A 22,245-nucleotide genomic window follows, 5' to 3' on the forward strand; every position below is an offset into this window, starting at 1 on the left:
GCGCGCAACATTATCTTGAGTTGCGAGTAGGGCTTGTGGGTCGATATCGGTTCCCGTGGCATGGCTGGCGCCGAGCAGTAGCGCGGCAATCCCGAGTATACCCGAGCCACAGCCATAATCGATGACGTTTTGTCCATCAAGCTTTTGTTCTGCTAGCCATTGCAGGCAAAGAAAGGTGGTGGGGGGGTACCTGTACCAAATGCTAGCCCTGGGTCGAGTAGCAGGTTTACAGCATTTGGGTCGGGCGAGGGGTCCAGCTCGGGCAGATCCACAGGTTGTCAGCACATTGAATTGGGTGGTAATGGCTCATCCACTCCCGTTCCCAGTCTTTATCTTCGAGTATGCGCCAAACGGCAGAATCCAGGGTTTCGCCTGCTTGTTGGTGATAACTTTCCTGAATGTTTTTCAGGGTTGTTTTTGTGTCGATATCGGCTTCGTATAGGCCTGTTACCCGAGTTTCCCGCCAAAGAGGGGTTTCACCCAGTTGGGGTTCGAAGATGGGTTGGTTCGCGTTATCTTCAAGGGTGACAGCCAGTGAGCCGCTGTCCAATAAGGCATCTTCCGCAATGGGAGCCTTGTCGCGCGAACTGTCTATTCGCAGCTGGAGCCAGGGCATAGGGGTACCTCAGGGGTGTGGGGTGCTGTCGCAACCCCTAGGGGTTGCGACATGGGTCGGTTAGAGGCCGAGTTTCTTTTCAAGGTAATGGATGTTCACGCCGCCATCGATAAAGGCTTCATCGCGAACTAGGTCCATTTGTAGACTGGTGTTGGTCTTGATACCGCTTATTACGAGTTCGTCCAATGCGCCTTCCATTCTTTTGAGTGCGCTTTTACGGTCTTCTGCGTGGGTAATGACTTTGGCAATCATGGAGTCGTAGTAGGGTGGTACTTTGTAGCCGCTGTAGAGGTGGGTGTCTACTCTAACACCCAGACCGCCTGGAGCGTGGAAATTACTGACAAGTCCGGGTGAGGGCATGAAAGTGGTTGGATCTTCAGCATTAATACGGCACTCGATGGCATTGGCCGTTTACGCGAATGTCTTCTTGGCGCAAACTTAATTTTTCGGCCTGCGCATATCACGAATTTGTTCCTTGATCAGATCGACGCCAGTGATCATTTCTGACACATGGGTGTTCAACCTGAATACGTGTATTCATTTCGATGAAGTAGAAGTGACCGTCTTCGTAGAGAAATTCGAAAGTGCCAGCACCTTTGTAGCCTATTGCGTTACAAGCTTTAATGCAGGAATCAAACACCTTTTGCCGGGCCTCTTCGTTTATAAGGAGGGGCTGGTGCTCTTCAATAACTTTTTGGTGGCGTCGCTGCATGGAGCAGTCACGGTCGAATAGGTGGACGGTGTTGCCTTGACCATCGGAAATGATCTGTACTTCTACGTGACGGGGATTTTGTAGGAATTTTCCATATAAACCGTATCGTCACCAAAAGCGGCTTTGGCTTCCGCTTTGGTTACTTGGACGGGAGGTCCAAAGGCTGGCTTCGGTGTGCACAACACGCATACCGCGACCGCCGCCGCCAGAGGCAGCCTTAATAATGACCGGGAAGCCAATTTTGCGGCCAATTTTTACGCAGGCTTCTGGGTCGTGGGGCAATGGGCCGTCAGAGCCGGGAACGGTCGGTACGCCTGCTTTCTTCATGGATTGAATGGCGGATACTTTGTCGCCCATTAGGCGAATAACATCGGCGTCTGGGCCGATAAAAACAAAACCGCTTTTTTGAATTTGCTCTGCAAAGTCAGCGTTCTCGGCGAGAAAGCCATAGCCTGGATGAACCGCAATCGAGTCCGTTACTTCCATCGCAGAAATGATGGCTGGGATGTTGAGATAGCTATCGGCGGATGCGTTTGGACCAATGCACACGGACTCGTCGGCTAGCCGAACATGCTTCAGATCTCTATCGGCTTTTGAGTAGACGGCGACAGTTGTAATGCCTAGCTCACGGCAGGCGCGAAGCACACGCAGTGCAATCTCGCCTCGGTTTGCAATGAGGACTTTATTGAACATGGTGTTTACCCTCTTTGCGTCTTAGGCAATAACAAGCAGTGGCTGATCAAATTCTACGGGTTCGCCATCGTCGGCCAGAATGGCTTCGATAACACCCGATTTGTCTGCTTCGATCTGATTCATCATCTTCATCGCCTCAACAATGCAAATGACATCGCCAGCTTTTACCGATTGCCCTACTTCAACAAAAGGTGAGGAGTCGGGGCTGGGGGAGCGGTAAAAGGTGCCTACCATAGGTGACACTACTTGATGACCACTGGGGGCCGCCGCTGGAGGTGCTTCAGCCGGCGCTACTGGAGCAGCCGCTGCTGGGGCGGCGGGTACCGGCTGATAGGCTGGTTGATACATCGGTTGCATCGCAGGGTTGGCCGCTGAGCGCGAGCCACGGCTAATGCGCACAGATTCTTCCCCTTCCTTGATTTCCAACTCTTCAACGTTGGATTCTTCCAGTAACTCAATCAGTTTCTTAATTTTGCGAATGTCCATTATGGCCTCTCGGTAACAAGCGCTTTTAGTTAGGGTGAAATATAGGAGAAAGCTATTCTTGGCTTTCTAAATGTATAAATGCTGCCTGCAGAGCTAATTCGTAACTCTGAGCGCTGAAGCCGCAGATAACACCTTTTGCCAAATCAGAAAAATAAGAATGATGACGAAAGGGTTCGCGGCTGAATACGTTAGACATGTGGCACTCCACAAAGGGGATATCCACTGCCGCCAGCGCGTCTCTAAGTGCGACGCTGGTGTGAGTAAAACCGGCGGGGTTGATCACAATAAAATCGACACCTTCATTGCGAGCGTCGTGAATGCGATCGATCAGTTCGTACTCAGCATTACTTTGAAGGGCGTGAAGATGATGTCCCTTTTCAATACATAGCGAGGTAAGCTTTTGGTTGATGTCGGCAAGAGTCGTAGAGCCGTAGACTTCGGGTTCGCGGGTGCCCAACAGATTTAGGTTGGGGCCGTGTAACACCAGAATCGTTGCCATTGGGCTTTTCCTACCTGTTTGAGTGAGAGAATGCTTTCGAAGTCAAAATTGATTCTAAATTGCGGCGATTTGTACCGATATTGTTATAGTCGGTGGATAAATGTGCTGCACTTTAGCGTTGAACGCGATTTTGCCCAAATTACCGCACCTTGTCTATTGAAAGTTGCGACTTAACTCACTTTCAGCGAAGTTGACCTCTAAATTAGCGAAGATCACGAAAAAATACCTAGTTAATACTCACTCGGCGATAGATCGGTTCAGCGCATCAATAATGCTATCGGGGGTTAAAAGTTGGGGCAGTATTTCCGGCTCCGCGTTGATTGTATTTGGGAATACCATATACAGAGGAATACCGCTTCGGTTGTAGCGTTTGAGTAATGCGGCAATGTCGTCATCAGGGTTGGTCCAGTCACCAACTAGAAGCGTTACGCCAAGCTCTTCCGCACGGGCAAAAAATGCCTTGGAACTGAAGGCTACAGTTTCGTTCACTTTACACGTTATACACCAGTCTGCCGTGAGGTTTACGAACACAGGTTTTCCTGTCTGATTTAAGGCCTGAAGGCGCGCGGGCGTATAGGGCTCCCAGTTTTCGTAGTGGTTGGATGCGCTTCCAGTGAAGGAGCGGATTTGCCAGGTGAGGTGTGCAGCTGCAAGGAGGCAGACAACAATAAGGCCGCGAAGCGCAAGCTTTTTCCCTAGAGTCTGAGGTGAAAACTGGGTAAGCCAGAGCGCAAAGGTGATGAGCAGTGCGCCGGTTAATACATACGCGGTTCCTGTGCTGCCTGATTGGTGGCCGAGCACCCAGAGTAGCCAGATGCAGGTTGCCAGCAATGGAAAGGCGAGAATCTGTTTGAGTGTTTCCATCCATGCGCCGGGTTTGGGCATGTAGTTCGCCAGCTTTGGGCTGTAGCTCAGAGCGAGAAACGGCAGTGCCATACCAAAGCCAAGGCTGGCAAAAATAATTAATGCTACGAATACCGACTGCGTTAGCGCCACTCCCAGAGCCGGAGCCATAAAAGGTGCCGTGCAGGGGCTGGCTACAACAGCGGCAAGCACGCCGGTAAAGAACGAGGACCGTACGCCGCTGCCAGAGGTAAGCGCCTGGCCGGCGCCCATAAACTGAGTGCCGATATGGAACATGCCAAACAGGCTCAAGCCCATTACCAAAAAAAGGTAAGCGAGAATGGCGACAAAGACGGGCTGTTGGAGCTGGAAGCCCCAGCCCAGCATTTCGCCTGCTTGGCGTGCGGTCAGGATAATAGCGGCCGCAACCAAAAAAGAGCCCACTACACCGGCGGTATAGGCCCAGCCATGGGTGTGCTGCTTGTGGTCGGCGTGGCCACTGGAGGCAAAGCTTAAAGCTTTGAGTGACAGAACTGGAAAAACGCACGGCATTAGGTTAAGAATGAGCCCTCCAAGTAGAGCACCTAAGATAATGGCGGGCAGAAATGGGCTTTCGGGTGGTGTGTTTTGAGCCTGCGTGACGGGGTTGGCGGCACTCGCTGTTGTTTTGAGCTGAGACCCCTCTAGTTCAGTGACTGCACCCTTGGCGTCAACTTGGAAATATTGTTTTCGCGGAGGGTAACAGAGGCCGGCGTCTGCGCAGCCCTGAGAGGTAACTTTTAATTCGTAGGGCATAGAAATGCTGGGTAATACACTGCGTAGGTAGGTGTTCAGGTAGTAAACTTCCAGCTCCTTGTCGAAGTACTCATCGAACTTGCGTTTTCCAGGCTCGAAAATCAGCTCAAGTGTTTCAGTTGATTTTGCATTTTTGGCTTCCAGTTTGAATTGATGCTGATACAGGTAGTAGCCCGGTGCTATTGTCCAGTGCATCTGGATCTGCGAGTCTGTTGTATCGACTAAAACCTGATAGGCATCTTCAACCCGAAGAAATTCGTCTTCGTTGCTGTCGGCAAAGCTAAAATCGTCCGCGAGGCTTGTCGTGCTAATCAGTGCCGTTAGTAGGCTTAAAAGGGTGAGCGCGCGAATTTTGGAAAGGCAAAGATTTGTCATGGGGTAAGCAGGCCAATTACGAATTTTGCGTATGGATCGCCAAAGCAGTAACCTCTCTGGCGCGACGGTTTAGTAAAGTACGGATCTATGACACTCGTTGGATTCTACCGTTCAGTGTAAACAAAGATACCCTAAACTGCCGTGCAACGATCACACAAAGAACGTTTTTGGTGCCAATATATAAGGTGTTAGCTGAAACTAAATGAAGAAGCAATATTCAATCTTTTGTACTTGGGTGTTATTGGGGGTAATCAGTATTCTGCCGGCTTGTGGTAACCAGCCTGTAAAATCCGTGGCGATAAAGCCGAGCGCCGCCATAGAAAGTAGCGCCGAAACATTTGTTGCCCGCCCCGACCCGGTGGCGGCAGCAAGGAGTACCTTGGAGCAAAAATTTTTAGAGCAGGCCGAGCGCGCGTTTGCCCGGGGAAGGCTAACCTCCCCGCCGCACGATAATGCCTATGATAAGTTTCATTCTGTACTGATGATTAACCCTAACAACCAGACCGCGCGCTCTGGGTTACAGGCGATTTTAATTCGCTATGCCGAAATGATTAGAAAAGCTCATGCCACTAGCCAATACACAAGGGCGAGAGTGTTAATGGCGCAGGCCGATGTTTATTATCCAGGGCATCGTTTACTGATGCAGCTCAAAAAGGATATTCAGCAAACGCGGAAGGTATACGAGCAGCCAGGCGTGAGGCCAATAGCGGATATTAAATCGTTACAGGAATTTGAGCTGCCTGCGGATACCCTTCGAGAGAATAAAGAGGCGTTATTGCCCTTGTTGGGGAGTATTGCACAGCGCATTAAGGCGACCGACGAAAGCATAATGATTTATGCGCGCACCGATGCCGAGGGCCGGTGGATTTATAGCCAGCTCAGGGAAGCTGTTCCCGGATATCGAGTAAGAGGGGATATTCGCTTGGCTAAAAGACCAAAAGTAGCCATTCTGCCGCCCTTGTGAGCTTGTTAAACCCGCACCTGCTATTTTTATAGACCAATGTGGCATTAACCTCTGCCTGGCTTAGGGCTACAATGGCAGGTGAACGTGTTAATCGATTGTGTTAAATGGCCAAAAACAACTATCTATGGAGAGATTTTAAACGTGATATTTCTAGGGTCTTTCACTGGCCGCTTCTTTGTTCCCCTGTTGCTTTTGTGCCTTATGGCTTGCTCTGAGCGAGGTTCGACGAACACGGAGGCTTTGCCGTTGGTTGAGCTACACTCTGCGGTGATGGCTGTTCCGCCACCGGGGCTGCATACGGGGGCGGTATATTTCGTACTGCGCAACAATTCTGACCAAACCTTGATCGTGAATCATATACATTCCCCCATATCCGATCATATTGAAGTACATCGAAACTATTATGAGGAGGGGCTTATGAAAATGCGGCCAGTTCCTCATGTTTCCGTTGTGGCTGGTGGCAAAATGCGCTTTGAGCCGGGCGGCTACCATTTAATGGTGTTCGATATGTCACCAACGCCGGAAATTGGGAGCTCTTTCGAGTTGACCATAGAGTTTGAAAACGGCATTACTGCCACTGGGATTGTAGTAGCCAAGAGATTGGCTCAGTAAAACATGGACTATGAATATGTTTAAGAAAATTTCAGGTTCTACAGAAGGCCTAAAGCAAGTGGTCGAAACGCGCTGGCAGGACTTTAAAAGTGATTTGTCGGAATCTAACCGCTGGATTCGTTTTGGTCTAATGGGGGTTGCTGTTTATTTACTGATAGCGGTGTCTGTGGGGGTATATTGGAGTTTCGAGCCCGATCTTATGGATTTACGCGAAAAGGCTTTGGCGGAAGTCGGTGGGGAAGAGGACCGCCTGGTAACCGGCGTTGCTACAACCGCCAGTTTAATTAGTGTGGTAGATACACTTCTACATAAGCCGGGTGGTTATCTGTCCAACGATATTGCGCCACCAGGTGTGTGGCTAGACAATATTCCCAACTGGGAATACGGCGTGGTAATACAGGTGCGCGACCTCGCTAAAGCAATGCGGGAAGCCTTTAGTCGTTCCCAGTCGCAGTCGACAGAAGATAAAGACCTAGCATTGGCTGAACCCCAGTTCAACTTCGACAATCGCAGTTGGTTGTTGCCGCCTACAGAAAAAGAATACCGGGAGGGCATGAAGTATTTGCGTTCTTATCTTTTACGGCTTACCGACGAAGAGCAGCAGAACGCGCAGTTTTATACGCGCGCTGACAACATCAATTATTGGCTGGGGACCGTTGAAACCCGGTTGGGCAGCTTGTCCCAGCGTCTTAGTGCCAGTGTAGGTCAGCGTCGATTGAATACAGATTTGGACGGAACACCAGGGGCTCACCAGTCGACCCGTTCGCCGAAAGACCAGGAAATAAAAACTGGTTTTTTTGAAATTGACGATGTTTTTTATGAGGCTCGTGGCAGCGCATGGGCTTTGACCCATTTTTTAAAAGCGATTGAAATGGATTTTGCTGATGTACTAGAAAAGAAAAATGCACGGGTGAGTTTGCAGCAGATAATTCGCGAACTGGAGGGCACACAACAGACGGTTTATAGCCCAATGATTTTAAACGGTAGTGGTTTTGGTATGTTGGCCAATCACTCGTTAGTGATGGCCAACTACATTTCCCGTGCCCATGCGGCGATTATTGATTTACGCGACTTGCTTTCCCGCGGTTAAACCGAGTTAAATACGACTAGCCCTCGAGCAGCTCCTGGTGTTGCTCTGGTGCCAGCCGTGGGCCGAACTGGGTTACCACTTTAGCGGCGGCCTTACTTGCCAAGGCTCCCGCACTAGCAAAGTCCATTCCTCTACTGATACCAAACAAAAATGCCCCTGCGAACATATCACCAGCACCGTTAGTGTCGATAGCGGTTACCGAGTGTGCCGACACTTCGGTGTGGTTTTCCCCATCAAATAGCAGGGCGCCTTTGTTTCCACGCGTAATCGCATAGGTGCGCGCCGATTTTTTCAGGGCTTCTGCTGCGTCCGTTAGGGTGTCTGTTTTGGTGAAATTTATTGCTTCTGCTTCATTACAGAACAGAATGTCTACTTTTTCGCCAATCATTTCTGTTAACCCTTCATGGAAATAGTTAACAATTGCTGGGTCTGAAAGGCTGAGAGCGGTTTTAACATTATTCTCTTCAGCTAGCTCTCGTAGCCTGATGGCGGCGGGGCGGCCAGTGGCAGAGGTTACTAGGTAGCCTTCAATGTAGGCGTATTTGGACTGTGTTAAAGCTTCTATGTCGATATCGTCTTCGGATATGTGTTCGCTTGTACCTAAAAAAGTATTCATGGTACGTTCGGCATCCGCTGTAATCATCACTAGGCATTTACCGGTAATCCCTTCGCTGGAGCCGTTCCGGTTGTGGTAATCAACCCCTGCAGCGGATAAATCATCGAGATAAAATTGGCCGTTATCGTCACTGGCAACACGACAGCTATAAAAATTTCTGGCGCCAAAATAACTTGCGGCGATAATGCTGTTTGCTGCTGAGCCCCCGCTTGCGCGCTTGGAGGCAACAAGGTGGGTGGAAAGTGCGCTAATCAGTTCGCGCTGACGCTCTTCGTCTACCAGAGTCATCACGCCTTTGTCTATTTCTAGGTCGGCTAAATCGAGATCAGTAACTTCAATCTCAGTGTCAACCAAGGCGGCGCCAATGCCGTAAATATCATAAATGCTCATGTTTCAACTCCAGAGTGTAGAACAGCGATTATAGCGTCAATGGACGAGAGAAAAAGGCTCGTTGCAGCGTTTAGATGAGGCCGACGGCAGAAATCTGCTGAGTTCTAAGTGTCTTTACGGCATTTTTAGCATATTAAAAATGATTTTTTCCTACGGACTAGTGCAATATGTATGCAGGTGGCGCGAAACACATTTTTTTTGACTGGGTTTTGTGGATAATGTAATGGCTATTAATGAACTGCAGTGGCTTCTGAGGTTATTTGCACTCTTTTACTGGCATCATGCGTAGAAGCGCTATAGTTATTTGGGAAGAACTCTTTAATGATGGTGAAGGTGGAGAGTTCCCTATGGCGCACCCAAAAGCCGAGCAAAAGATAATCGAGCTTCAAATGGGCATTGGTGCAAGTGACTTGTTCTGCTGAAGAAGCCACCGTGCCAGTACCATTGTTCGTACAAAATTGGGGAATATTAGAGGCGTTATGTCAAGACTTATCCGAGGTGATGAAGATAAAACAGCCGACTCTTCCGGGGAGCATGCTCCGCTTTTACTTCCGTTATCGAATTCGGCTGTTGTATCCCATTTAAAAGCTTGCCAAAGCCTCGCGGCGGATCATTCTCGGGACGCCTTTCGTCAATACCTCAAAGTGTTAGACGATGCTATTAGCGTTGAAATCGATGGCGCCAAGTCTGACCAGGAAGCTTCAGAGTTAGCCGAAGTTCAGCGCTCGATTCGCCAGAACCGGGAGGAGTTGGAGCGTTATTTTACCGGGTATCTGTCGGAAGGGTTTGTTAAGTTTAAGAAGCGCGAGCTACAAACCAGCGTGGGCGGTGGCGGTGAAGACGACCAGCTTTCATTGGTTGATAACGAAGACCTTGAAGAAACGATTGCCATTTCTTCAATTACCCAGCGAGCTGATTCCTATTTTGCTGAACCGATTTGGGCCCTGAATCAGCGGTTTGCTGTGCTTAATGGCGGTGAGCATGTTACTGAAGCCAGCAATCCCACCTCACCTATTCAGTATTGTGAATCGCTGCGTAAAGCGTTGAAGCTTCTTCCTGTCGATCAAAAGGTAAAGCAGCTCGCCTATCGGTTATATGATGATCAACTTATCGCCACGCTAAAAACCATTACGGAAGAAGTAAATCAATATCTGAAGCACGAAGGCGTGCTACCTAATCTGAAATACAGTACTCCCACGGGTAGCGCCCCGGCCTCTGCTCTTGTAGCCGGTGAGGATGCTCCTGCGGTAGAACAACAACAAATGACCGGGGCAGGTTTGCCGGACCCTAGTTTGCCGCCTGAAGAGTATCAAGGTAGCTTGGTTCAAGCGATACGGGGCCTGCAAAGTCAGCTTGTTGGGGCCGCGGGATCCCCACTGCCACCCGGCGGGGTTATGGTTTCCTCCGATGACCTAATGGGTGCTCTTCAAGCGCTACAGACAAGCGGCGCAGAGTCGTCCAGTATCGAAGGTGTACCGCAAGGTCAAATCGTACCACTGGATATCTCAGAAATAGTCGATCGCTTACATTCCCAGCTGCAGTCTGAAGAGAGTGATGGGGCTGTGGATAAGGGCGACATGCAAACCATCGATTTGGTGGGCTTGCTGTTTGAGTATATGCTCAATGACGAAAATCTACCGGATTCGGTAAAGGCTCTACTGAGCTATTTACACACCCCGTTTTTGAAAATTGCGTTTATTGATCCCGGTTTTTTCGAGCAGACAGAGCACCCCGCTCGTGTATTGCTGAATAGCTTGGCTGAAGCGGGTTCTCGCTGGGTGGGTAACGACGGCACTTGTCAGTACGACATGTATACAAAAATTAAGGATACCGTTAACCGTATTCTTAAAGAGTTTGATAACGACGTTAAATTTATTACAGAGCTTTTACTTGAGTTTAGTAGCTACACCAAAAATATTTTTCGTCGTCAGGAGTTGATGGAAAAACGCGCAACAGAAAAAGCCCAAGGTGAAGAAAAGCTACGAGAAGTAAAATTACGCGTGAACGATGAAGTGCAGGGGCGTACTGATGGTCGCGAATTACCCTCCGCTGTCCTGCTGTTTTTACTACAGCCATGGTCGGATTATCTGAGTTTTGCATTGTTACGTTACGGTGAAAAGTCAGATAAATGGGGTAAAGCGCTGGCGATTGTCGATGATATTCTTTGGTGTGTGGAACCAAAAGATGCCCCTGCTGATAAGACGCGTCAATTAGAAATTCATGATGACTTAATTGCCGCGATCAAATCGGGCTTCGAAACTATCGGCTATGATCAAGCCAAGGGCAATAAATTAGTTGAGGCGCTTTCGTCGCTGATTAAGTTGGCGATGCAAAGCAAAAAAGCTGAGCCAGCGCCGGCACCCATGCGAGATAAGCTCGAGAGAATTGCGGCGGAGAAAGCTGGAACCAAGGAAGCTCGAAATGAAAATTCAACCCCCGAAGAAAAGCAAATGGTTGAAAGCCTCAAAATGATTGAGTTTGGTACTTGGTTTGAATTTGAGGGCGGCAAGCGCTTGAAAGTTGCTTGGTATAATGCGCGTACATCCCATTACATGTTGGTAGATCAAATGGGTAAACGTGTGGATATGATGTCTGGCCTTAATCTTGCTCGACAGATGATTGGCAGCAAGGCAAAAATTATTTCGGGTAGCTCTAAGCCCTTCTTTGAGCGAGCGCTGGAAAATATTTTCCATAAGCTTAACGAAAAAGCAGAAGCCATTAAGCCGGGAGAGGAAGATGAAGCCAGCTGAAGGTGAAAGTCGGGAGCTCGAGCGAGTTCCCGTGCAGCAGATTATCTTAGTTCGCGATGTATTACGCGATATTGAGGTAGGGCGGTTGGTTAACCTTCACGAAGAAGGTTTTATGCTTCTCTGTGGTAATGAGGTCAAAGAAAACTGCCTGTACCAGCTATTATTCATGTTATCTCAGCCTATAGACGGTAAGTCTGAATTAAGTATTGGTGCCGAGTGCCTATGGATTCGTGAAACCGTGGGCGACGAGCGCAACTGGGCTGGCTTTTCTATCCTTGATATTTCCCCCGACGATTTAACGGTAATTTCTCGTTTAAAAACGCAGATAGATGCTTAATCGACTGCTATAGTCGCGCAAAGACTCTTCTAGCGGCCTCAACCGTAAACTCAATATCCGCATCGGTGTGTGCCGCCGACATAAAAGCCGCTTCATAGGAAGCTGGCGCAAGGTAAACGCCCTCCTTTAGCATGCCGTGAAAGAATTTATTAAATCTGTTTGTATCGCAGGCTATTACCTGTTGATAATTGGTAATGGTTCTCTCTTCAGTGAAGAAACCTCCCCACATAGTACCCACGTGGTTTGTGGTGAACGCAACGCCTGCCTGTGTGGCTACTGATTGAAGTTCATTTACCAGTTGTTGTGTTTTAGTAAACAGTGGTTGGTAAAAGCCTGGAGCAGAAATTTTTTCGAGGGTTTTTAAGCCGGCGGCCATTGCAACCGGATTTCCCGATAGCGTACCTGCTTGGTAAACAGGGCCAACGGGAGCAATGTAGTCCATTATCTCTTCTCGGCCGCCAAACGCACCTACAGGCATGCCTCCGCCCATGACCTTTCCGAGTGTGGTAATGTCCGGTTGAATACCGTAATAGCCTTGTGCGCCACTTAAGCCAAGGCGAAAGCCGGTCATAACTTCGTCCAGAATTAACTGCGCTCCAGATGCGCTGCACACTTCCCGTAAACACGCTAAAAAGCCTGGTAGCGGAGGGATGCAATTCATGTTTCCTGCCACCGGCTCCACAATTACACAGGCAATTTGGTCCCCCTGCTGCTGAAATACCTCTTTAACTTGTTCAATATTGTTATAGCTGAGGGTAATGGTGTGCTCAGCTAGGCAGGCGGGAACACCTGGTGAGCTGGGTACGCCGAGTGTAAGCGCGCCGCTTCCGGCTTTTATTAACAATGAATCTGAGTGACCGTGATAACAGCCTTCAAATTTAATAATTTTATCCCGGCCAGTAAACCCTCGGGCGAGGCGAATGGCGCTCATGGTGGCTTCGGTTCCAGAGCTGACAAAACGGACTTTATCCATCCCCGGCATAATCGAGCAAACCTTTTCCGCCAGCTCGGTCTCTATTTCCGTTGGCGCGCCGAAGCTCAAACCCGACTGCAGCTTTTCTGTTACTGCCGCGAGCACGTCTTCATCGGCGTGACCCAAAAGCATGGGGCCCCAGGAAAGTACATAATCAATATAGCGCTTGTCGTTAATGTCGTAGAGGTAGGCTCCCTTCGCGCGTTTGACAAAAATGGGCTCTCCACCAACGGCCTTAAAAGCACGTACCGGTGAATTAACACCTCCAGGGATGGTTTTTTGCGCACGGCTAAATGCGCTGGACATGTCCGTCATAATAGTCTCTTTTAAATCTGGTCGATTAGTGTAAATGCTTCAGTGGCTCTTTCGGGCCGCGGGCAGGTTTTGGGGCGATTCTATATTTTTATCGGCCCAAAAAAAACGGTGGGGCGTGCGTGCGTGAAACCCTAGTTCGCGAGAAGCGCACATGGTTTGCCAAGTAAAGTTTTGCGCCTGGTTCATTGCCATAAGCGAGTCGCCGCCATGGGCTAGATACGCGCACACACTCATGGCCAGGGTGCTACTGGCGCCGTGGCAGGTGGGCGGTTCCTGCTCCCAGTGATAGTGCTGTATAAGCCCCTTTTTGTTGAAGATACTGTTTTGGAAGTTGGGGTTCTCTGTGCCGGTTCCCGTAACTAGAGCGAAATCACAGCCGCTGCTGGTGATTGCATGTGCCGTGGTCGAAAGTGTGTCGGATTCCTGAGATATGGTGCGTGCTTCGTACAGTGAGAATATACCGATGTTAATGTTGGGTACAATTAGTGAAAGAAATGCATCTGGTAGGTCTTGAAGCTCCTCATCGTCGCTATCCCACAGGATAAGTGCTGGGTGAGCAACAACGGGTATGCCGGGGTAGTCTTGCAGAATTGTATGTACGGCCTCAACATTGACGACAGAACCCAAATAGCCCACTTTGATGGCAGCAATCGACATATTCTCCAGCACAGATCGGGCTTGAGAAATGAGTAATGTTGAGTCTACGGGGGCTGCATCGGTGTTTTCGCCAGCGCCTGCGGCAAACAGGCTCGTTGCAATCGGCGCACAGTGGCAGCCAAGGCTGGCGGCAGTTTCTATGTCTGCCTGAAGACCGCCAGCACCGGCCGGGTCCAGAGCGCTGAAGGCGAGAATGATCGGAGGGTTAGAGTTTCCTTGATTCATCATGGAGCATCGCTTTTATTGATCGAGTCTAGCACAAAGGGATATCGCCGCTGAAAAACTGCTTACTTGCTGCAAGCTATTAAGTGTCGAGTATTCGTCATATAGGTTGCTTAAGTACCACCAGAATAACGGATACCAGTAAAATTATCGTTGGAAATTCATTGAACCAACGAAAAAAAACATGACTCTTGGTGCATTGCTCATCGCGCAGTTGGCGTAGATAGAACCCACAAACATGGTGGTAGCCAACAAGTAGTATGACTAGCGCCATTTTTATCCAGAACCAGGTGCTGGCCGCATAGTAAGGCCACTGAAAGTGAACCAGCCACCCACCAAACAGCAGCGTTGCCCAAAGTGACGGTATACCAATGCCCCTGTAGAGTTTTCGTTCCATAATTTTGAGCTGGTCTTTTACCGCCTGATTATCACTCATGGCGTGGTACACAAAAAGCCGCGGCAAATAGAACAGCACTGCGAACCAGCAGATAACCGCAATAATGTGTAGCGCTTTAACCCACAGCATCAACATGTTTAAACTCCTTGGGTTGGTAGTAATTTTCGATAGCCGCGAGGGTAATAATACCGTGCAGGTGCCCCTTTAGTGGTGAGTAAGTTCGAGACACATAGAGTGCGTCTGTACCTGTTTTTTTCAGGTAATCCAGAGCCTCAACAAGGTTCGCGGTATCGTGGATAGGTTGCAGCATATAGCGGCGACCGGGAATTTCGAGTAAATCTATCTGTGGCTCTTGTGGCTTGGTTGACTCTGGTACTACTTCGGGTGTGTTGTCGGCGAGTACTGCGGCTAAGTCAGCTGCTCGTAAGGCAACCTTTGTGTTGTCGTGGTCAAATACCAGCCACATGGGCTTGGACACCAGTTTTTCCACAATTTCGTCTGTTGAAACTTTTTGTGAGCAAAGTACGAATCGGGTATCCATAATGCTGCGTACGCCGGCACGACGAAGTGCTTGGCGGGCAGGGCCAAAGTCTAGGTCGCGGCCGCTGTATTTCAATTGCTGTACAAAAATGCTGTCGAGCTTAAAAAATTGTCGAGTAGACACGCAGGCGACAACGATAACCAGCATCGCCGGGAAGATCATGTTGGGGTTGTAGCTCAGTTCCAGTACGGCTACCAGGGCTGCCAAGGGTGCATTGAGCGTTGCGGCCATCATCGCGGTCATACCAATGACAACGTAAAAGCTCGAGTCTGTTTCTAGCGATGGAAATACCCATTGAATGGCAATGCCCATGGCCCCGCCGATACACGCACCGATGACTAGGAGCGGGCCTATTACGCCGCCGGGAATACCAAGCCCAATAACCACCGGGGTGACCAGTAATTTAGCGACAGCAACCAGCAATAGGGTTCCAATCAGCATTTGGCCGGAGAGGGCGGCGTTAACCGTGTCGTATCCCAACCCCATAATTTCGGGAACAAATACCGCTACAGCCGCGGTGAGTGCGCCCGCTGTTAGCAGTCGTTGGTAGATTGATATGGCGTTGTAACGCAGCGCAAAGATATTGAGTCGGGTGTAGATCGCTGCACATACCGAAATGACCAAGCCAACCACGACCATGTAGGGCAGCTCCGTTAGGCTTTGCATGTCGCTGGCGCCCACTAACAGGCCACTGCTTTCGCCAAAAGCGGCCTGACTCATCATGGTACCCATCACCGATGCCAGAATAACGGGTACAAAACCGACAATGGTGTACTCCATCACAATCACTTCCATAGCAAAGATGACCCCGGCCATGGGGGTATCGAAGCACGCTGAAATGGCTGCCGCAACTCCGCAGCCAACGAGCGTGTGCATGCTGTTGTTAGGCAGCTTCAACCATTGCCCAAGTTGACTGGCGGCCCCTGCTCCAAGGTGCACAGCAGGCCCTTCTCTACCCACAGACTGGCCGCTGATCAAGGCAATTACGGCGCAGCTAAATTGCACCAGCCAGTTGGCTATGGGTAGTTTACCTTGGTGGTTGTGCAGGCGATCAAGAACATGGGCAACGCTGGTTTCGCTGTTTTTAACGCCCGCGAATTTAATGATCACGGCAATCAAAAAAATACCGGCAAAAATGAGGAAAATGCGGTCGCTGGCGGCTAGGGATTCAAAGTTGTCTGAATGTCCGCTGATCATGAGGCGCAGGGGGGTGTCGATAAGGAAGCGAAATACCACAATTATGGCACCGGTGAAGGCGCCTATGAGCAAACCGAGCAGGGTGAGTTGTGGCAGAGCATCAAAATAAGCCAAAGAGTGGCGAAAGGCGTTAAGGTGGTTGCTGAAGCGCTGTGTTAGTTTCTTTTTGCTGGATCTGTGTGAATCAGACATGCCTAACTGCTATCCCCGTGTTTGGGTGCCCTTTAGCTTTTGTTGAAAGAACTTTATCATACCCCGCTAATCTATTGTCGTCATTGGTAAAAATCTCTGGAGTAAAGACAGTGATCAAAGTTGGTATCGTGGGTGGAACCGGGTATACAGGTGTGGAATTGTTGCGTTTGTTGGCGCAGCATCCTGAGGCAGAGGTGGTTGTTATAACTTCTCGGGCAGAAGCCGGGAAGCCGGTGACAGAGCTCTTCCCTAATTTACGTGGGCACTATTCGCTGGTGTTTAGTGAGCCTTCCGTGGAGAGTCTATCGGCTTGCGACCTTGTTTTCTTTGCCACGCCCCACGGGGTTGCCCAGGCAATGATGAAGAGCTTGTACGACAGCGGTGTGCGCGTTATTGATTTGTCGGCCGATTTTAGAATTCGTAATATCGATACGTGGGAGCACTGGTACGGTCAAAAGCATGGGTGCCCAGAGCTGGTGGAGAAAGCGGTATACGGGTTGCCTGAAGTGAATCGCGAGGCCATAAAAAATACGCAGTTGGTTGCTTGTCCAGGGTGTTACCCCACTTCCGTTCAGCTGGGTTTTTTGCCGCTGCTAGAAAATGGGCTGGTTGACCCTCAAACGCTTATAGCCAACTCTGCTTCCGGTATTAGTGGTGCGGGCCGGCAGGCGAAGGTGGGGTTGTTGCTCGCCGAGGCTAGTGATAGTTTTAGTGCTTACGGTGTTGCGGGGCATAGACACTTACCTGAAATAGAGCAGGGGTTGCAGGGTTTCCAGCAAGCTGGCGACGCACCTGCGAAGGTGACGTTTGTGCCGCACTTATTGCCGACAATTCGCGGTATTCATTCTACTCTCTACGCTACTCTAAAAGGGGATGCAGGAGATTTGCAGGCGCTATATGAGCAGCGCTACGCCAGCGAACCTTTCGTTGATGTATTGCCAAAAGGCATGTTCCCACAAACACGAACGGTAAAAAGCACCAATATGTGCAGGTTATCTATTCTTGAACCACAGGAAAGAGGTACTGTGGTGGTGATGTCGGTCATCGATAACCTTACCAAAGGGGCTTCTGGGCAGGGCGTGCAGAATATGAACATCATGTTCGGTTTAAATGAAACGCTGGGCTTAACGGCTCCAGCTATTCTTCCTTAGAGAACCAAAATAGGTGACATAAATGACGGTGGTAAAGGGCAGTAAGCATTATCCGCTTCGTGTTGTTGAATACCGCCCCTGGACGCGTGTATTGATGTTGTCTGTGCTTCTGATCATTGTGGGTAGTGCAGTCATGTTCAGTTATTACCTCGGCCATCGAGAAGGTATGGCGGGTCAGGAGCAGGCGCTGGAGGATGCTGCGCGGTTAAAAGTAGAACTAGAGTCTACCAGTGGCCAACTAGAACAGCTTGAACAGAAAGTCGCAAACGTTAATATTGGAGCAGAAGTGGACCGTCAGGCCAACGAGTCTGTTCGCCAGGAAGTCATTGTGCTGAAGGAGCAGGTTGCGCAGCTTGAGGAAGATAACAGCTTTTATCGCAACTTGATGGCGCCCACAGGCAACAAAAGAGGCCTTACCTTTGGTGCAGTGGAGATTGTAGACACCGATGCGCCGCGCACCTACAGCTTTAAAATTGTTATGCAGCAGTTGGCAACCAATCATCAGTTGCTCAATGGTACGCTTACATTTAACGTGGTTGGGCGTCTTAATGGCGTGGAGGCAACGTTCAATTTGAATCAGTTGTCTGAGCAAGTAAATCAGGAGACCGTTCGTTTAAGGTTCAAATATTTTCAAACCATACAGGGCCGTATGTCACTTCCTGCCGAGTTCGAGCCAGAGCGTATAGAGCTGGTGGCGAAATCTACAGGCAAGAAACCGGTCACAATAGAAAAACGATTTGGCTGGCTAGTTGAGGAGTCCTAACAACATGTTTTCGAAGAAACAAGATAACCCATTCGCCAAAGGCGGGCATACCCTGCTTGACAACGCACTGGAAATAACCGGTGATGTTAAATTTGGTGGTATTCTCGATATTGAAGGCCGGGTGCGTGGCAATATTGGTGCCGAGCCAACCGGTGATGCTCTTGTTCATGTAAGAGTGAAAGGTGAGGTAACGGGCGAGATTCACGCTCCCCAAATCATCATTAATGGCCATGTTCATGGTGATGTTTACTGCACTAAACACCTAGAGTTGGCCGCCAACGCCGTGGTTAACGGTGATGTTCACTATAAAGTGATCGAAATGGTTAAGGGCGCTCAGGTGAATGGTAAGTTAATGCACATTACTGAAAATGTGGATACATCTCAGGCAGAGCCTGCTATGGCGGCGTCTGCGTCAACTCAGCCGAGAGGCGGCGTGGTTACCGAGGAGGGTACTTCGTCGACTAATACTTGACTGTTTTAGTGGGTTAAACGGATAATTTCACTTTAAAGGCTGTCCAACCTCCGTACCCTTACCTTAAAACAGGTGTAGTAACCCCTATGAGTGAAGCCCAAGTATTTGTGCCCGAGCCGTTATTAGTCACAGAAAATGCACTGTGTAAGGTGAAAGGCTTGATTGATGAGGAGGGTAATCCCGACCTCAAATTACGTGTGTATGTTACCGGTGGTGGCTGCTCCGGGTTTCAGTATGGCTTTGCTTTTGACGAAGCCTGCGGAGATGACGATGCAAGAATCGAAAAACAGGGGATTACCGTTGTGGTAGACGCCATGAGTTACCCTTATCTTGTAGGCGCCAAGCTCGATTACCAGGAGGGTTTACAAGGCTCGCGCTTCACCGTGGAAAACCCCAATGCATCTTCCACTTGCGGGTGCGGCTCTTCTTTTTCAATATAGGGTGTTGAGATAGCGATGGTGAGCGGGGTTCGAACGGATTTTTTGTTGTGTCAACCTGTTATTGCAAGGGTCATTCTATTCTTCTTAGTAAGCCTTAGCTGCGCTTCGCTGCTCGCTCAGTCCGGCAGCGATAAAGGGGGCGCTTCTGTCGGTGGATACTTTAATGCAGTGCCACCTTCACTATCCCCTCTTGGCTCCCTACCTTCGGGCTACCTCGCGCGTATCGAGCAGAATTCACCAGAAGAAATTGTTCAGGCTTTACTTCGCGCTGAGTCGCTGTTTCGCGACGGTGCTGCACTTCAGATAGCTGAGCCTCTGGTGTTTGTGCTGCACGGCCCTGAGGTTGCTATCTTCTTTCGAGAAAATTACGGTAAATATAAGTCTGTTGTAGATTTAGCTGCCAGGCTTTCGGCCCTAGAAGTGATCGATGTACGCGTATGCCGTACGCGAATGGGGGTGCTGGGGCGCGAAGACGGTGCCCTTGTTCCTTTCGTTACAACCGTGCCATTTGGTCCCGCTGAAGTTGAACGATTGATCGATAATGAAAAATTTGTCTATTTCTAACTGACTCTCCTTTAGCCTTTTGTTATGGTTGTCCGCTTGAGCTGGCTGGGCGATCGCGTGCACTGTAATTTTCGAATAACGGGGTACGAGGAAAGTCCGGGCTCCATAGGGTGGAACGCCAGGTAACGCCTGGGGGGTGTGAACCCACGGAAAGTGCAGCAGAGAGTAGACCGCCGATGGCGTTTCTTTCGTAAGGAAGGGGCGCACAGGTAAGGGTGAAAGGGTGCGGTAAGAGCGCACCGCGCAACTGGCAACAGTTTGTGGCACGGTAAACCCCGTTCGGAGCAAGACCAAATAGGAATCCTACAGGTGTGACCCGCACTGGATTCGGGTAGGTCGCTTGAGGCCTGTGGCGACGCAGGCCCTAGATGAATGATTGTCCTTGACAGAACCCGGCTTACAGGCCAGCTCATTTTTTTCTCTTGATTTGCCTCTTGGTTTTGGCATGAAGAGTTGTTGATTCAATAGGTTGCATACTTTAGTTGGATTGCTCTAGCGGTGAGTGGGTGCGACCATGCACTTTTTTAATACCGTCGGTTGCCAAATAGGGAGCATCATGCTTGATGTAATATGGGATCCGAAATCCTGCGATGTCGTTGATAAGATCGTTCTTGGTGAAGAAATAGCCAGGCATCAACGTAGCATGCTGGGCAGCGGCCAAGGATTTTGGGAGTGGGACCTCAGCACAAATAAATTGCGCTGGTATGGCATTTTTTGGCGCGAACTGGGCTACAACGAAGACGATATCCAGTTCATGAACGAGCCGGAGAGCCTGCTGAACTATATCCACCCTGATGATCAGGGAGCCTTTTACGATGCCATGGTTACCACCATCAAGGAAGGTGTGGGCATGGATCTCTGCTATCGCCTGCGCAGCAAGATGGGCTATTACCTCTGGGTTCGAGTTACCGGGCAAGCGTTTCGCGATGAAAATGGCTGGACACACCATGTTGCCGGCGTCAACCATAATATTTCTCAGCTAAAACAGGCCGAACAGGCTCTGCGAGCAAGTGAAGAGCGATACAGTCGTATCATTGCTGGAACCCGTGACGGGATTTGGGAGTGGGATATAGAGACTGATGAAATCGAGTTTTCCGATATTTGTTGGGAGCAGATTGGCTTCACCCCTTCCGATGTAAAAGCATTGAATTTACGCCGAATTACCGACTGGGAAGCGCGCATGAGCGAGCGTGACGTCGTGCGATTTAAAGAGGCGTTACGAGTGCATATCCTCGAAAAAGCGCCTTTCGATATTGAGTACCAGATTAAAGCGAAAGATGAATCTGTTCGTTGGATACGGGCTCGAGCGGAGGCTACCTTCAATGAGGGTGGGCGCGCGGTAAAAGTGTCCGGTAGCAACATGGAAATTACCGAGCTGAAAAACACCCAGTTGGCGGTAGTTCAGACGAAGGTTGCGGCTGAAAAGGCGAATCAGGCCAAATCAGAATTCCTTTCCAGCATGAGTCATGAGCTGCGTACACCGCTTAATGCCATTCTCGGATACGCACAACTTTTCGACTACGACAAGAACCTTACAATTGAGCAATCGGGCAATATTGCCGAAATTCGACACGCAGGTTCCCATTTGTTGCACTTGATTAACGAGGTTTTGGATCTCGCTAAAATCGAAGCAGGGAAGATGACTCTTTCGCTTGAGCCGGTAATTCCTAATCGCGCATTAGATGATTGCTTGAAGTTAGTATTGCCTATGGCGGAAGAGCGTGGCATCCATATTAGCGTGGATAGCGGAGCTAATGGGGAGCGGCCGATATTTGCGGATAATACTCGTCTGAAGCAGGCACTGATTAACCTTGTATCCAATGCGCTCAAGTACAACCGGCGAGACGGAAAGGTCACTATTTCGCTCGAGAAGATTGAATCCAGCATGATGCGCATTAGTGTGCAAGATACCGGGAAGGGTATTCCGGAAGATAAGCGTGACCAAGTGTTTCAGCCCTTTAATCGTCTTAATCAAGAACTGGGGGCGGTAGAGGGTAGCGGCGTTGGTTTGGTTATTACCCGTCGCTTAGTTGAAATGATGCAGGGCCGAATCGATTTCACCAGCGTGGAAAATGTTGGTTCTTGTTTCTGGATTGACCTGCCTCTGGCGGGTGACGGTGAGTTAAGTGTTTCCGCTAGAGCTGAAGATGTATTTTCCTCGCGCAGGCATGAACTCAATATTGAAGGATCAAGACGTATTCTTTATATTGAAGATAATCCAGCTAATACGCGCCTGTTTGCAAAAATTGTTGATCGTTTCGAGCAGTTGTCCGTTAGCACTGTCATGGAGCCGTTGCTGGGTATCTATGAGGCGCGTACGGCTCCGCCGGACCTAATAGTGTTGGATATCAATTTGCCCGACCTCGACGGTTATGAAGTGTTGGAGGTACTGTTAAACGATACGCGTACGCAAAACATCCCAGTGGTAGCGCTCTCGGCGAATGCCATGTCTGTGGATATCAACAAAGGCATGCAGGCTGGTTTTGTTGATTATTTAACTAAGCCTGTGGATGTAAACCGGCTTATTGAAGTGTTCAATACCCATCTGAAGTGACCATATTGTCAATAACAGCTGTTTTTATG

At 49.5% G+C, this 22,245-nt stretch carries 23 protein-coding genes, 1 other RNA gene and 1 pseudogene; 13 read left to right on the plus strand and 12 right to left on the minus strand.

Annotation, left to right across the window (positions count from 1 at the left end; translation table 11 throughout):
* The 7 genes and pseudogenes from H5336_RS23900 to H5336_RS17805 all read right to left on the minus strand — a co-directional run.
* On the minus strand, positions 1-285 hold a 285-nt coding region (locus H5336_RS23900; protein ID WP_376766553.1), incomplete at its 3' end, for a 50S ribosomal protein L11 methyltransferase.
* Positions 227-616, minus strand: a complete 390-nt coding sequence (locus tag H5336_RS23905; RefSeq protein ID WP_376766554.1) for a 50S ribosomal protein L11 methyltransferase — start codon at positions 614-616, stop codon at positions 227-229. The genes H5336_RS23905 and H5336_RS23900, both read right to left, overlap by 59 nt.
* A gap of 60 nt (positions 617-676) precedes the next feature.
* The gene (locus H5336_RS23095; protein WP_246439358.1) at positions 677-976 is read right to left on the minus strand and encodes an acetyl-CoA carboxylase biotin carboxylase subunit family protein; all 300 of its coding nucleotides are present in this window, start codon (positions 974-976) and stop codon (positions 677-679) included.
* Positions 977-1,076: 100 nt separating this feature from the next.
* Positions 1,077-2,021 (minus strand): annotated as a pseudogene (locus H5336_RS17790) (ATP-binding protein).
* Between the two features lie 21 nt (positions 2,022-2,042).
* Positions 2,043-2,507 (minus strand): acetyl-CoA carboxylase biotin carboxyl carrier protein, encoded by a 465-nt coding sequence (gene accB, locus H5336_RS17795; protein ID WP_185235557.1) that lies wholly within the window; start codon positions 2,505-2,507, stop codon positions 2,043-2,045.
* A 52-nt stretch (positions 2,508-2,559) separates the two neighbouring features.
* Positions 2,560-3,006 (minus strand): type II 3-dehydroquinate dehydratase, encoded by a 447-nt coding sequence (gene aroQ / locus H5336_RS17800; protein WP_185235558.1) that lies wholly within the window; start codon positions 3,004-3,006, stop codon positions 2,560-2,562.
* A 237-nt stretch (positions 3,007-3,243) separates the two neighbouring features.
* Positions 3,244-5,019: a protein-disulfide reductase DsbD family protein gene (locus H5336_RS17805; protein ID WP_185235824.1), complete on the minus strand. Its 1,776-nt coding sequence runs from the start codon at positions 5,017-5,019 to the stop codon at positions 3,244-3,246.
* Positions 5,020-5,221: 202 nt separating this feature from the next.
* On the opposite strand from H5336_RS17805, the gene H5336_RS17810 reads away from it, so the two are divergent.
* The 3 genes from H5336_RS17810 (at position 5,222) to H5336_RS17820 (ending at position 7,685) form a co-directional block, all read left to right on the plus strand.
* Positions 5,222-5,983 (plus strand): N-acetylglucosaminyltransferase, encoded by a 762-nt coding sequence (locus H5336_RS17810; protein ID WP_246439359.1) that lies wholly within the window; start codon positions 5,222-5,224, stop codon positions 5,981-5,983.
* 201 nt (positions 5,984-6,184) lie between these two features.
* Positions 6,185-6,595 carry a copper chaperone PCu(A)C gene (locus tag H5336_RS23100; RefSeq protein ID WP_512700775.1) on the plus strand — a complete coding sequence of 137 codons (411 nt, stop codon included), beginning with the start codon at positions 6,185-6,187 and terminating at the stop codon, positions 6,593-6,595.
* A 16-nt stretch (positions 6,596-6,611) separates the two neighbouring features.
* Positions 6,612-7,685, plus strand: a complete 1,074-nt coding sequence (locus tag H5336_RS17820; protein WP_185235826.1) for a DUF2333 family protein — start codon at positions 6,612-6,614, stop codon at positions 7,683-7,685.
* Between the two features lie 16 nt (positions 7,686-7,701).
* On the opposite strand, the gene H5336_RS17825 is transcribed toward H5336_RS17820, so the two are convergent.
* Positions 7,702-8,691 carry an adenosine kinase gene (locus tag H5336_RS17825; RefSeq protein ID WP_185235827.1) on the minus strand — a complete coding sequence of 330 codons (990 nt, stop codon included), beginning with the start codon at positions 8,689-8,691 and terminating at the stop codon, positions 7,702-7,704.
* A 281-nt stretch (positions 8,692-8,972) separates the two neighbouring features.
* Here H5336_RS17825 and H5336_RS17830 point away from each other — a divergent pair, with 281 nt between their 5' ends.
* The 3 genes from H5336_RS17830 to H5336_RS17840 are packed head-to-tail and all read left to right on the plus strand — an operon-like array spanning position 8,973 to position 11,778.
* Positions 8,973-9,113 (plus strand): hypothetical protein, encoded by a 141-nt coding sequence (locus H5336_RS17830; RefSeq protein ID WP_185235828.1) that lies wholly within the window; start codon positions 8,973-8,975, stop codon positions 9,111-9,113.
* Between the two features lie 57 nt (positions 9,114-9,170).
* On the plus strand, positions 9,171-11,441 hold the full coding sequence (locus H5336_RS17835; protein WP_185235829.1) for a DUF1631 domain-containing protein: 2,271 nt from the start codon (positions 9,171-9,173) through the stop codon (positions 11,439-11,441).
* Positions 11,428-11,778 (plus strand): hypothetical protein, encoded by a 351-nt coding sequence (locus H5336_RS17840; protein ID WP_185235830.1) that lies wholly within the window; start codon positions 11,428-11,430, stop codon positions 11,776-11,778. The genes H5336_RS17835 and H5336_RS17840 overlap by 14 nt, the downstream gene beginning before the upstream one ends.
* Positions 11,779-11,785: 7 nt before the next feature.
* On the opposite strand, the gene hemL is transcribed toward H5336_RS17840, so the two are convergent.
* The 4 genes from hemL to H5336_RS17860 all read right to left on the minus strand — a co-directional run bounded on the left by hemL (position 11,786) and on the right by H5336_RS17860 (position 16,272).
* A complete protein-coding gene (gene hemL, locus H5336_RS17845; protein ID WP_185235831.1) occupies positions 11,786-13,066 on the minus strand; it encodes a glutamate-1-semialdehyde 2,1-aminomutase in 1,281 nt (426 codons plus the stop codon).
* Between the two features lie 39 nt (positions 13,067-13,105).
* Positions 13,106-13,951, minus strand: coding sequence for a hydroxymethylpyrimidine/phosphomethylpyrimidine kinase (locus H5336_RS17850; RefSeq protein ID WP_246439363.1), 846 nt, complete (start codon positions 13,949-13,951; stop codon positions 13,106-13,108).
* A 94-nt stretch (positions 13,952-14,045) separates the two neighbouring features.
* The gene (locus tag H5336_RS17855) at positions 14,046-14,471 is read right to left on the minus strand and encodes a CopD family protein (protein ID WP_221628228.1); all 426 of its coding nucleotides are present in this window, start codon (positions 14,469-14,471) and stop codon (positions 14,046-14,048) included.
* Entirely contained in the window at positions 14,458-16,272 is a 1,815-nt protein-coding gene (locus H5336_RS17860; RefSeq protein WP_185235833.1) for a chloride channel protein, read from the minus strand. Before H5336_RS17860 ends, H5336_RS17855 begins: the two co-directional genes overlap by 14 nt.
* Positions 16,273-16,382: 110 nt before the next feature.
* Here H5336_RS17860 and argC point away from each other — a divergent pair, with 110 nt between their 5' ends.
* From argC to H5336_RS17895, 7 genes are all read left to right on the plus strand, one after another.
* Positions 16,383-17,423: an N-acetyl-gamma-glutamyl-phosphate reductase gene (gene argC / locus H5336_RS17865; RefSeq protein WP_185235834.1), complete on the plus strand. Its 1,041-nt coding sequence runs from the start codon at positions 16,383-16,385 to the stop codon at positions 17,421-17,423.
* A 22-nt stretch (positions 17,424-17,445) separates the two neighbouring features.
* The gene (locus tag H5336_RS17870) at positions 17,446-18,186 is read left to right on the plus strand and encodes a DUF6776 family protein (RefSeq protein WP_185235835.1); all 741 of its coding nucleotides are present in this window, start codon (positions 17,446-17,448) and stop codon (positions 18,184-18,186) included.
* A gap of 4 nt (positions 18,187-18,190) precedes the next feature.
* A complete protein-coding gene (locus tag H5336_RS17875; RefSeq protein WP_185235836.1) occupies positions 18,191-18,658 on the plus strand; it encodes a bactofilin family protein in 468 nt (155 codons plus the stop codon).
* 86 nt (positions 18,659-18,744) lie between these two features.
* Positions 18,745-19,098, plus strand: a complete 354-nt coding sequence (gene erpA / locus H5336_RS17880; protein WP_185235837.1) for an iron-sulfur cluster insertion protein ErpA — start codon at positions 18,745-18,747, stop codon at positions 19,096-19,098.
* A gap of 45 nt (positions 19,099-19,143) precedes the next feature.
* On the plus strand, positions 19,144-19,662 hold the full coding sequence (locus H5336_RS17885; RefSeq protein ID WP_185235838.1) for a DsrE family protein: 519 nt from the start codon (positions 19,144-19,146) through the stop codon (positions 19,660-19,662).
* Positions 19,663-19,699: 37 nt separating this feature from the next.
* Positions 19,700-20,078, plus strand: an RNA gene (gene rnpB, locus H5336_RS17890) — RNase P RNA component class A.
* 140 nt (positions 20,079-20,218) lie between these two features.
* Positions 20,219-22,216 (plus strand): hybrid sensor histidine kinase/response regulator, encoded by a 1,998-nt coding sequence (locus tag H5336_RS17895; RefSeq protein WP_185235839.1) that lies wholly within the window; start codon positions 20,219-20,221, stop codon positions 22,214-22,216.
* Positions 22,217-22,245 lie beyond the last annotated feature (29 nt).

Source organism: Teredinibacter franksiae (assembly GCF_014218805.1).
GTDB lineage: Bacteria > Pseudomonadota > Gammaproteobacteria > Pseudomonadales > Cellvibrionaceae > Teredinibacter > Teredinibacter franksiae.

What these genes read in the sequence shown, in the direction of transcription:
- H5336_RS23905 (WP_376766554.1), bottom strand. Translation starts at nt 616, where the DNA reads ATGCCCTGGCTCCAGCTGCGAATAGACAGTTCGCGCGACAAGGCTCCC.
- H5336_RS23095 (WP_246439358.1), bottom strand. Translation starts at nt 976, where the DNA reads ATGCCCTCACCCGGACTTGTCAGTAATTTCCACGCTCCAGGCGGTCTG.
- accB (WP_185235557.1), bottom strand. Translation starts at nt 2,507, where the DNA reads ATGGACATTCGCAAAATTAAGAAACTGATTGAGTTACTGGAAGAATCC.
- aroQ (WP_185235558.1), bottom strand. Translation starts at nt 3,006, where the DNA reads ATGGCAACGATTCTGGTGTTACACGGCCCCAACCTAAATCTGTTGGGC.
- H5336_RS17805 (WP_185235824.1), bottom strand. Translation starts at nt 5,019, where the DNA reads ATGACAAATCTTTGCCTTTCCAAAATTCGCGCGCTCACCCTTTTAAGC.
- H5336_RS17810 (WP_246439359.1), top strand. Translation starts at nt 5,222, where the DNA reads ATGAAGAAGCAATATTCAATCTTTTGTACTTGGGTGTTATTGGGGGTA.
- H5336_RS23100 (WP_512700775.1), top strand. Translation starts at nt 6,185, where the DNA reads ATGGCTTGCTCTGAGCGAGGTTCGACGAACACGGAGGCTTTGCCGTTG.
- H5336_RS17820 (WP_185235826.1), top strand. Translation starts at nt 6,612, where the DNA reads ATGTTTAAGAAAATTTCAGGTTCTACAGAAGGCCTAAAGCAAGTGGTC.
- H5336_RS17825 (WP_185235827.1), bottom strand. Translation starts at nt 8,691, where the DNA reads ATGAGCATTTATGATATTTACGGCATTGGCGCCGCCTTGGTTGACACT.
- H5336_RS17830 (WP_185235828.1), top strand. Translation starts at nt 8,973, where the DNA reads ATGCGTAGAAGCGCTATAGTTATTTGGGAAGAACTCTTTAATGATGGT.
- H5336_RS17835 (WP_185235829.1), top strand. Translation starts at nt 9,171, where the DNA reads ATGTCAAGACTTATCCGAGGTGATGAAGATAAAACAGCCGACTCTTCC.
- H5336_RS17840 (WP_185235830.1), top strand. Translation starts at nt 11,428, where the DNA reads ATGAAGCCAGCTGAAGGTGAAAGTCGGGAGCTCGAGCGAGTTCCCGTG.
- hemL (WP_185235831.1), bottom strand. Translation starts at nt 13,066, where the DNA reads ATGACGGACATGTCCAGCGCATTTAGCCGTGCGCAAAAAACCATCCCT.
- H5336_RS17850 (WP_246439363.1), bottom strand. Translation starts at nt 13,951, where the DNA reads ATGATGAATCAAGGAAACTCTAACCCTCCGATCATTCTCGCCTTCAGC.
- H5336_RS17855 (WP_221628228.1), bottom strand. Translation starts at nt 14,471, where the DNA reads ATGCTGTGGGTTAAAGCGCTACACATTATTGCGGTTATCTGCTGGTTC.
- H5336_RS17860 (WP_185235833.1), bottom strand. Translation starts at nt 16,272, where the DNA reads ATGTCTGATTCACACAGATCCAGCAAAAAGAAACTAACACAGCGCTTC.
- H5336_RS17870 (WP_185235835.1), top strand. Translation starts at nt 17,446, where the DNA reads ATGACGGTGGTAAAGGGCAGTAAGCATTATCCGCTTCGTGTTGTTGAA.
- H5336_RS17875 (WP_185235836.1), top strand. Translation starts at nt 18,191, where the DNA reads ATGTTTTCGAAGAAACAAGATAACCCATTCGCCAAAGGCGGGCATACC.
- erpA (WP_185235837.1), top strand. Translation starts at nt 18,745, where the DNA reads ATGAGTGAAGCCCAAGTATTTGTGCCCGAGCCGTTATTAGTCACAGAA.
- H5336_RS17895 (WP_185235839.1), top strand. Translation starts at nt 20,219, where the DNA reads ATGCTTGATGTAATATGGGATCCGAAATCCTGCGATGTCGTTGATAAG.